The organism is Salinisphaera sp. SWV1 (assembly GCF_052044155.1).
GTDB lineage: Bacteria > Pseudomonadota > Gammaproteobacteria > Nevskiales > Salinisphaeraceae > Salinisphaera.
Genome location: NZ_JBQDYE010000034.1, coordinates 37,104 through 46,472, shown reverse-complemented (window position 1 = coordinate 46,472; position 9,369 = coordinate 37,104). Strand labels below are relative to the sequence as shown.

Below are 9,369 nucleotides of genomic sequence, written 5' to 3'. Positions count from 1 at the left end.
ATGGCCACCACGGTGGACGAACTGGAAGCTTTGTTGCCGTGGAACCTGCATGCACAGGATTTAGCCATGAACCTGGCGGCCTGTGAATGATGGGGTTTGTGGAGCGCTTACGGTTAGTCACAGGCTCAGGCGCCCTTCAAATGACGACGGCCCGCGACCGGACAATCGATCGCGGGCCTCTTTTTTCTGAACCCGGTTACAGCTTGATCTTGGTCTCGAGACCGAAGGTCCAATTGTCCGGAATATGGTGGTAAACGAACGCACCCGGGTTGTGCAGGTATTGCACGTTCGGCCGAATCCGCAACCACGGCGTGGCCTGCAGGCCATAACCGACTTCCATCGCCTCGACTCCGTCCGGCAAAGCATGGAAATTCGCCATTCCAGGCAGCGGATTGCTCTGCTGTGCTCGCAGGGCTTCTTCGGCCCCCACTTTGCGGTGATTCACCCCTTCACGGAAATAGCCCAGCGAGATGAAATCATGCGGTCGCGCGGCCAGCGGTCCCTTCACGATCACGCCGGCGACCTCGGTGTTCGAGAACACCGCCGTATTGGTATCAGAGACACCAGCGCCGCCGAAGACTTCCAGGCCGCGCGTAGACGTGCCATCGAAGCTGAGCAGCATCTGGCTGGCCAATACGTAGCCGCCATAGCGACTGCTGTGGGTTTGAGCCGAATGCACCACGTCAGGCGCATTCGACGTGTCGTAATAGCCCCCGATCTTGTAACGGCCCGGCAACGTACCGCTGTCGAAATCGGTCTTGTAGCTGAATTCGACCGGGATGATGGCGCCGGTCGCGCCCTGGAAGTCCATCTTGAAGCCGTGATTGGACGTGCCATAGGTCGGGTTGACCTCGAACACGCCGATTTCGGCATAGGCATGGTCCGAGATATTCCACTGCAGTCGCCCACCCCACTGCCCGGTCGGATAGTCGTTCCAGCCGCTGGATGACGGCAGGTTCTTGAGATGGCCGCAGGCGGTTCCACTCTGAAACTTGCACAGCGGTGCGAAATGGGCGAATTCGTTGCCGAGCGGATAGAACCCGATCTGGGTCTCCAGCGCGCCACCGGCCAGAACCTGGCTGTAGCTCAGCTCGACCATCCGAAAATTCTCACCCGCCCCATAGGCTTCCTGCACCGAGGTATGACGCCCCCCGATGGATTCACCCGCCAGATCGTGGCCTTGTCGATAGTTGAGTTGCAGGTGAAAACTCGCGCCCCGCCAGCCGGCCAGTTTCGCCATATCAAAACCGGCACCGAAACTGACCTGCTGGGCATAGGCGTCGTCACCGCCCCCGCTCATGCCACCGGACAAAGTGCGCGCGTATTCACCGTCGTAGCCGGCATGCAAATCGACGCCTTCGTGCTTCAAACGGCTACGCACGCCACCCCAGTCGCCGGTCATAGTAGAGCGGATCATGAAGCTGTTCTGCTGTTTTTTGGCTTGGCGTGAATATGGCGCGGCTTGCTGCGCCATGACCGGCATCGCCCACACCAATGCCAGCGCTGCCATGCAGCCCGCAATGAGCGGTCCCTGTCTCTCAGGGCTTTTGAAGCGGTACCCGCCCCGACTACGGATCTCCCTTGTTCCCATGACTCCTCCACTAGGTTTATCTTCAACACACACATACTCATCGTATGTCTTTTTAAACATGTCATATCACTTGTCAGAAATGACATAGACTTTAGTGGTGAAAGGCCCGGACAATCGCGGTTTTCCATTGTTTGAAAATGGATTGGTTGTAATATATCTCGAACGTTTCAGAATCGACCGCCGTTGGTTTTCGTTCTCTGCTGTGGTTTATGCCCCCCCCCATGAGCCGCCAGCCCGTTCGCCGCCAGCCATAAAGCGCGCAGCGCACGCTATCCCCGAACCTGCGGCAGTCGGTAGAATCCGGGCATCACTTACCGGCCGCCGACGCTACCCATGTCCCACGATCGTTTGCTACGGGCCCTCAGGCGCGAGCCGGTGGACGCCACGCCGGTATGGCTGATGCGTCAGGCCGGGCGCTATCTGCCCGAATACCGCAAGCTGCGCAAGAAGGCCGGCAGCTTTCTCGATCTGTGCCAGAACCCGGAACTGGCCTGCGAGGTCACGCTGCAACCGCTGCGCCGTTTCGATCTGGACGGCGCGATCCTGTTCTCCGACATCCTCACGGTTCCCGAGGCAATGGGGCTGGGCCTGCATTTCGTGGCCGGCGAAGGGCCACATTTCGCCCATCCGGTCCGCACGCCCGCCGCCATCGACCGGCTCGTGATTCCGGACATCGAGGATGAACTCGGTTATGTCCCGGCCGCGATCAAGCTGATCCGGCGCGAACTGGACGGCAAGACGCCGCTGATCGGCTTCGCCGGCAGCCCGTGGACGCTGGCGACGTACATGGTCGAGGGCGGCCCGTCCAAGAATTACGAGCATATCAAGGCGCTGATGTACAACGCGCCGGACGCCCTGCATCGCCTGCTGGATGTGCTGGCGCTCTCGACCGTTGCCTACCTCAACGCCCAGATCGCGGCCGGCGCCCAGGCCGTGCAGATCTTCGACACCTGGGGCGGCGTGCTGTCGCCGGCGAACTACCGGGCGTTCTCGCTGGCCTACATGGCGCAGATCGTGGCCGGGCTCGAACCGGGGCCCGATGGCCACGTGCCGACGATCCTGTTCACCAAGGGCGGCGGCCCATGGCTGGAGCACATCGCCGCCAGCGGTGCATCGGCGATCGGGCTGGACTGGACCATCGACATCGACGACGCAGCAGCACGCGTGGGCGATCGCGTCGCGCTACAGGGCAATGCCGATCCGGCGATCCTGTTCGCGGAACCCGAGCGCATACGCACGGAAGTGCGCGATATCCTCGATCGCTTCGGCGACCGTCCGGGGCATGTTTTCAACCTCGGCCACGGCGTCACACCGCAGGTCGACCCGGCGCATGTGGGCGCGCTGGTCGACGCGGTACACGAGTTCTCGACGCGTTAATGGCTGCGCTGGCTGGACCCGTGCGGGGTATCGCAATCATCGTCGGTCTGATCGGGCTGACGATTCTCGGCGGCGTTCCGCTCGTGCCGGCCAGTATCGTCAAGCTCGCGCTGCCGCCCGGGCGTGCCCGCGATCGCGCCACGGATGTCGTACTCGGCATCGCCAAGACCTGGGCGCGCGGATCGAACGGGCTCATCTTCGGCATCAGCGGCACGCGCCTGCGCTACCAGCAGCAGATGGCCGACGATCCGGGCGGCCGCTATGTGCTGATCTCCAATCATCAGTGCTGGGCCGATGTCATGCTGCTGATCCGGGCGATCGATCCCCAACTGCCGTTTCCACGTTTTTTCATCAAGGAGCAGCTGCGCTGGCTGCCGGTGATCGGACTGGCCTGCTGGGCGCTGGATTTTCCGTTCATGAAGCGCCACAGCCGCGCCGCGATCGAGCGCAACCCCGAACTGCGCAACGAAGACATGCACGCGGTGCGGCGCGCCTGTGAGGTCTTTCGGCGGCAGCCGGTCTCCCTGGTCAACTACGCCGAGGGCACGCGCTCCACGCCGGCCAAACGGGCGGCAGCGAACTCGCCGTATCGCACCCTGCTGCCACCCAAGGCCGGGGGCACGGCCTTTGCCGTCAATGCCATGCGTGACGTGCTCGACGGCATTCTCGACATGACGGTCGCCTACATCGATACGCCCGAGCCGAAGTTCTGGGATGTGCTGTGCGGCCGGATTCCCGAGGTGGCGGTACGCGTGCGCTATCTCGCGGTCCCGCCCGAACTCGCCGACGGCGACTACGGCGCCGACCCGGAATACCGCGACCGCTTCAAGACCTGGCTGGGCGAACTCTGGGCCGCGAAGGACGCCGAGGTGGCCGCCATCCAGGACCCCGAAAATCCGCAGCGCGCCTTCCACGATCTCGCCACCGGAGACCGTCATGCCTGAACGTATCGCCTGGATCACCGGCGCCAGCTCTGGCATCGGCGAGGCACTGGCCATCGAGCTTGTCGATCACGGCTGGCGGGTGGCGATCTCGGCGCGCCGCGCCGATGCATTGGCCGCCGTGGCCAACCAACGCCCCGAGGCGATCACCGCCTATCCCCTGGACGTCACCGACGCCGCGGCCTGCGCGGACACGGCGCGGCGCATCACCACCGAACTCGGCCCGATCGATCTGGCCGTGTTCAATGCCGGCATCGGTGCGAACTTCGATGTGCGCCACTTCGATGCCGAGGACGTGAATCGGCGCATGACCGTGAATTACGGTGGCACGGTCAACGGCATCGGCGCCGTACTGCCGGCCATGCAGGCGCGCGGTGCCGGCCGCATCGCCATGACCGCGAGCGTGGCGGGTTATCGCGGCTTGCCGGGCGCGGCCCCCTATGCCGCGTCCAAGGCGGCCATGATCGCGCTGGCCGAAAGCCTGCACCTGGACCTGGCCGGCTCCGGCGTGGCCGTGAGCGTGATCTGCCCGGGCTATGTCACCACGCCACTGACCGCCGACAACAAGCAGCCGATGCCGTTCGTGATCGGCGCCGCGGATGCGGCCCGACGCATCCGCCAGGGCCTGGAGGCCGGCCGCTTCGAGATTGCGTTCCCGCGCCGGCTGGTCTGGTTGTTGAAGACTTTCCAGCGCCTGCCCTACGCGGCCTATTTCCCGATCATCCGCCGGGTCACCGGCGCCTGATTGGCCTGTCGGCCGATAGTACGCTGCAGTTCGGCATGGCGCGCGCGATCCAGCGGAAAATCCCACATCAGCACGATGACGCCGATCTTGATCACCACCGGCAATAGCCCGTAAAGCGCGGCCAGCGTCCAGAGCGCGGTCGCGTCGTTGGGCTGGCCGGCAGCGAAGCCCACCAGCCACAGCGCCGGATAGGCGATGCCGAGGGCCACCGCAAAAGCGAGCTTGGTCGCCATGCCCCAGAGCCCGAAATACAGCCCGGCGCGGCCATCGCCGCCGGCGGCCGTATCCTCGTCGATCACATCGGCCTGGATCGAGGCGGCGGTGGCCTGGTCCACACCGAGACAGGAGCCGCCGAGAACGCAGATCAGGGTGTAGACCACATAACTGTAGGTGTTGGCGGACAACGTGATCGTGAACAGGAACACCCCGGCAACGAACGCCATCGAGGCACACCACAGCCGATGCTTGGACCAGTGGCGCCCGATCCAGAACCAGGCCGGCAGGCCGGCCACGGCGGACAGAAAGTAGATGGCGAGGAAAATCCCGGCCGTCGCCTGGCTGGCACCGAGCACCGACTGCACGAAAAACAGAAACAACGCGGCCGGCAACCCGTTGGCCGCGCCGTTGAACAGATAGGCGATGACCAGGCGCCGGAATGGCCGGTTCGCCGCCAGCAGCCGCGCGCTATCCGACCAGGGTACGTTGGAAGCCGCCCCGCCCGGCTCCGGCACCCGCCAGAGAAACAGACCCACCGCCACCGGCAGCGCAACCAGCAGGAAGATCGCGATCGCCTCCAGCCCCGCGGCCGCGCCCCCGGCCAGTTGCCCCACCCCGGCCGGCAACACGATCGCGACCATCGTGCCCAGCACGAAAAACCCCTCGCGCCAGGCCGTGATGCGCGTGCGCTCATCGTAGTCGGCCGAAAGTTCGGCGCCCATCGTGGTGTACGGCAGATAAATGAGGGTCCAGCCCAAATAGGCCGCCATACTCCAGACCAACAGATAGGCGCCCCCGGCATGCCCGCCCGGCACGAACAGGAACCAGGCCGCCAGCATGAGGAGCGGCGTGCCAACCAGGATATACGGCCGGCGCCGGCCGAAGCGCGCTGGCGTACGGTCCGACGCGGTGCCGATCACCGGGTCGGTGAACACATCGAACAGGCGCGCGGCGAAGATGAGGATACCGACGAGGCCGGTGTTGAGCCCGGGCAACTGCGCATAGAACGGCGGCAAAAAGACCGTCAGCGGTAGGCCGAGTGCGGCCAGCGGCAGACCCAGACCTCCATACGGCGCCAGACGCGAGACGGGATAGCGGCGGCTCATCGAGGCCGCTGGAAACCGATCTGCATCAAGTCGATATTGCCGGAGGTGAAACCCGCGGCGCAGTAGGCCAGATAATAGCGCCACATGCGATAAAACGCTTCGCCGCGCCCGGCCCGGATCTCGGCGCCCGCGGCGACCACGGCCCGGTCCCAGCGCAGGAGCGTGCGGGCGTAGTGGCGGCCATGGAAATCGCGGCTCTGCTCGACCAGCCCTGCCGCCCCGGCGCGCTCGGCGAAGATCGCCGGCGAGGCCAGCATGCCCCCGGGGAAAATGTATTCCTGGATGAAATCCACGTTCTTGCGGTAATAGTCGAAACGTCCGTCTTCGATCGTGATCGCCTGGATGGCGGCGCGGCCGCCCGGTTGGAGCGCATCGTGGATGGCCTTGAAATAGCCCGGCCAGTAGGCCTCGCCCACGGCCTCGTACATCTCGATCGAAACCACGTGGTCGTAACGGCCCACCACATCGCGATAGTCACATAGATGAAAATCGATGCGATCGGCCAGACCGGCGGCGTCGGCCTGTTCGCGCGCGAAACGCAGCTGCTCTGCCGACAGCGTGATACCGGTCACCCGCACGCCGCGGGTGGCCGCGGCATGGCGCGCGAAGCCGCCCCAGCCACAGCCGATCTCGAGAATATGATCGCCCGGCTCGGGCGCGAGGCGATTGAGCAGCGCGTCGTACTTGCGTCGCTGGGCCACCGCCAGCGGTTCGTCTGGGTACGCGAACAGCGCCGATGAATAAGTCCAGGTTTCGTCCAGCCAGTGGGCGTAGAACTCATTGCCGAGATCGTAATGATAGGCAATATTGCGCCGCGAGCCCGACCGGCTGTTGGCGTTGAGCCGATGACGAATCCCCGAAGCCAGCGAGTACAGCCACTGCAGGCGCGAGAAATCCGGCTCCAGTGCCGCCGTGTTGAGATGCAACAGATAAATCAGCGCCGGCAGATCATCGCAGTCCCACTCGCCGGCCATATAGCCCTCGGCAAAGCCGATCGAGCCGGCCCTGAACAACCGCGTGACCATGCGCGGCGAATGGATATGCAGCGTGGCCGTTGGCCCCGGGCGCTCGCCCTCGAAGCACGCCGCGCCGCCGCTGGGCAGCCGCACATCCAGACGGCCGCAGACCAGGCGATCGAGCCGATTGACCACGGCGCGCTCGCGCCAGCCCACGGGGCGACCGTATGCCACGGTCGCGCGGTACGAAGTCGAATTCATGTTGTCGTTCTTACGATCGGTTCGGTCGTCGCGGCTCGGGCCGGGTATGGAACCGCGCCCCACGCCACCAGAGCTTGAGCGCCTGCCAATGGATTGCCGCCGTGACCTTGAGTGTCATCAGAGGTACGCGGCAGGCGGCGATTGCGATGCTGCGCGTGGACAATGGCTGTCGCCGACCCGACACCGCCGTGGCAATGCGCAGCCCCCCGGCCTCGTCGTACAGCCGGATGCCCAGCCCCACGCGCGCACCCGGCGCCATGACGTGAAAGCGATACGTGCCGCTGCGATCGAAGAACGGCGAGACATGGAATTGCTTGGCCTTGTCGCGCGCCGCCCGCCAGTCCATCGGCCGGCCGTCGTCGTGCAGCACATAGACATGATGCTCACCGAAGGTGTTGTGCACCTCGGCGACGAGCGCGCGCAGCGTGCCGTCCGCATGCTCGGCGTAATACAGGCTGATCGGATTGAAGCCGTAGCCGAGCACGCGCGGCATGGCGAGCAGCCGCACGCGCCCCCCGGCGAGCGTTACGCCGTGCTCGGCGAGCACGCCGTCGAGCCAGGCGCGCACATCGCTGCCGTCGTGCGGACCGTGGTCGGCATCGTAAAACGACAACAGATTGAAACGATTGCGCGATATCAGCGGCGAGCCCGCACAGGCCGCGTCGATCGCGTCGATATCCAGCAACACGAAGAACGCCCGATACATGAACCGGTAGCGCGGCGGCCCCGGCCGCCGGTGCATGATCCGGCAGCGATACAGTGCCGGCGCGCTCACCCCGGCCACGGCGCCCGGGCGCCCAACGCCCCGGCCACGCGGGTCGCCGCGGCCAGGCCGTCCTCGTGGAAGCCATAGCCACACCAGGCGCCGGCATGCCATACACCGCCGTTGCCCTGGATTTCGTGCAACCGCTTCTGGGCCGCCAGCGCGGCGCGATCGAACACCGGGTGCGAATAGCCGATATCGGCGATCACCCGGGCGGGGTCCGGCTCGGCCAGCGGATTGAGGCTGACGAAATACTCGCGCGGGCCGCGGATCGACTGCAGCCGGTTCATCCAGTAGGTCACCGCCACGCGCTGGTCGGAAATCACGGCCCGGTCGGCCTGATAGTTCCAGGACGACCACACACGCCGGCGTTTGGGCATCAGGCTGGCGTCGCTGTGCAGCACCGCACGGTTGGGCTGGAACGAGAACGAACCGAGCAGCGCGCGTTCCAGCGGCTCGGCATCGACCAGCAGCCGCGTGGTCGTGTCGGCATGACAGGCGAAAATGACCTGGTCGAAATGCAGCGTGCGCCCGCGTTCGGTGATCACCGTCACGCCGTCGGCCTGGCGTCGGACGCGCTGGATCGGCGTGGCACAACGCACCCGGTCGCCGAGCACGGCGGCCACCGCGTGCACGTAGGCATGACTGCCGCCGGCGACCGTATGCCACTGCGGCCGGTCCCGGACATCGAGCAGGCCATGGTTGTCGAAGAAGTGCAGGAACGCCGCCAGCGGGAATCGACGGATCTCCGCAGTGGGTGTGGACCAGATCGCGGCGGCCATCGGCAACAGATAGCGCGCCGCGAACGCTTCGCTGAAGCGGTGGTGGTCGAGGAATTCACCCAGCGCCATATCCGGCACGCGGTCGGCGGCCAGCATGCGCTTGGCGCGGCGGTTGAAACGCAGGATATCGACGATCATCCGCCAGTGCGCGGGATCGCGCGCCAGTCCGGGTTGCGCGAACAACTTGGCCGGGCTGTCGCCGGCCCATTCGATCGCCCCGTTGCCGATCGAGACTCCGAACGACATGTCGCTGGGCTGGGTGGGCACACCGAGCTCGTCGAGAAAACGATTGAAACTGGGGTAATTGCGATCGTTGGCAACAATGAAGCCGGTATCGACCGGCTGGGCGCCATCCATGATCGTGCAGACATGACCGCCGAGCTTGTCGGCGCCCTCGAACAGGGTCACCTCGGCGGTGTCGCGCAGCAGCCACGCCGCGCCCATACCCGCTATGCCCCCGCCGATAATTGCGATTGTCTGCATCCACTGCGTTCCGAACGTTGAATTGTGCTTATAGTGCCACGAGCCGATGCGGGCCGGCGTCGAGCGCTTCTTCCTTGGACGGTATTTTGGGTTTGGGCTATGCTCTGTCGCGCATTATTGGCAAGGCGCAGCCCGTTCCCGGGCCCCT

Annotated in this window: 8 protein-coding genes; 3 read left to right on the top strand and 5 right to left on the bottom strand. The window is 65.3% G+C overall.

Going from position 1 to position 9,369, the window contains the following annotated elements; genetic code table 11:
- Positions 1 to 196: 196 nt before the first annotated feature.
- Positions 197 to 1,624: a carbohydrate porin gene (locus tag ACS8YF_RS15335; protein WP_440851018.1), complete on the bottom strand. Its 1,428-nt coding sequence runs from the start codon at positions 1,622 to 1,624 to the stop codon at positions 197 to 199.
- 300 nt (positions 1,625 to 1,924) lie between these two features.
- Between ACS8YF_RS15335 and hemE the strand changes: the two genes are divergently transcribed.
- The 3 genes from hemE to ACS8YF_RS15320 are packed head-to-tail and all read left to right on the top strand — an operon-like array spanning position 1,925 to position 4,654.
- Positions 1,925 to 2,968, top strand: coding sequence for a uroporphyrinogen decarboxylase (hemE, locus tag ACS8YF_RS15330; RefSeq protein WP_440851017.1), 1,044 nt, complete (start codon positions 1,925 to 1,927; stop codon positions 2,966 to 2,968).
- Positions 2,968 to 3,912, top strand: a complete 945-nt coding sequence (locus ACS8YF_RS15325; protein ID WP_440851016.1) for an acyltransferase — start codon at positions 2,968 to 2,970, stop codon at positions 3,910 to 3,912. Before hemE ends, ACS8YF_RS15325 begins: the two co-directional genes overlap by 1 nt.
- Positions 3,905 to 4,654 (top strand): SDR family NAD(P)-dependent oxidoreductase, encoded by a 750-nt coding sequence (locus tag ACS8YF_RS15320; RefSeq protein ID WP_440851015.1) that lies wholly within the window; start codon positions 3,905 to 3,907, stop codon positions 4,652 to 4,654. Before ACS8YF_RS15325 ends, ACS8YF_RS15320 begins: the two co-directional genes overlap by 8 nt.
- Here ACS8YF_RS15320 and ACS8YF_RS15315 read toward each other — a convergent pair.
- From ACS8YF_RS15315 to ACS8YF_RS15300, 4 genes are read right to left on the bottom strand one after another with little or no spacing between them, the layout of a single operon-like run.
- A complete protein-coding gene (locus ACS8YF_RS15315) occupies positions 4,618 to 5,976 on the bottom strand; it encodes an MFS transporter (protein ID WP_440851014.1) in 1,359 nt (452 codons plus the stop codon). The two genes, ACS8YF_RS15320 and ACS8YF_RS15315, sit on opposite strands and share 37 nt — an antisense overlap.
- Complete coding sequence (locus ACS8YF_RS15310) at positions 5,973 to 7,193, bottom strand: class I SAM-dependent methyltransferase (RefSeq protein ID WP_440851013.1); 1,221 nt, start codon at positions 7,191 to 7,193, stop codon at positions 5,973 to 5,975. Before ACS8YF_RS15310 ends, ACS8YF_RS15315 begins: the two co-directional genes overlap by 4 nt.
- 10 nt (positions 7,194 to 7,203) lie before the next feature.
- Positions 7,204 to 7,968, bottom strand: coding sequence for a DUF1365 domain-containing protein (locus ACS8YF_RS15305; RefSeq protein ID WP_440851012.1), 765 nt, complete (start codon positions 7,966 to 7,968; stop codon positions 7,204 to 7,206).
- Positions 7,965 to 9,221, bottom strand: coding sequence for an NAD(P)/FAD-dependent oxidoreductase (locus tag ACS8YF_RS15300; protein WP_440851011.1), 1,257 nt, complete (start codon positions 9,219 to 9,221; stop codon positions 7,965 to 7,967). The genes ACS8YF_RS15305 and ACS8YF_RS15300 overlap by 4 nt, the downstream gene beginning before the upstream one ends.
- Positions 9,222 to 9,369: the final 148 nt, after the last annotated feature.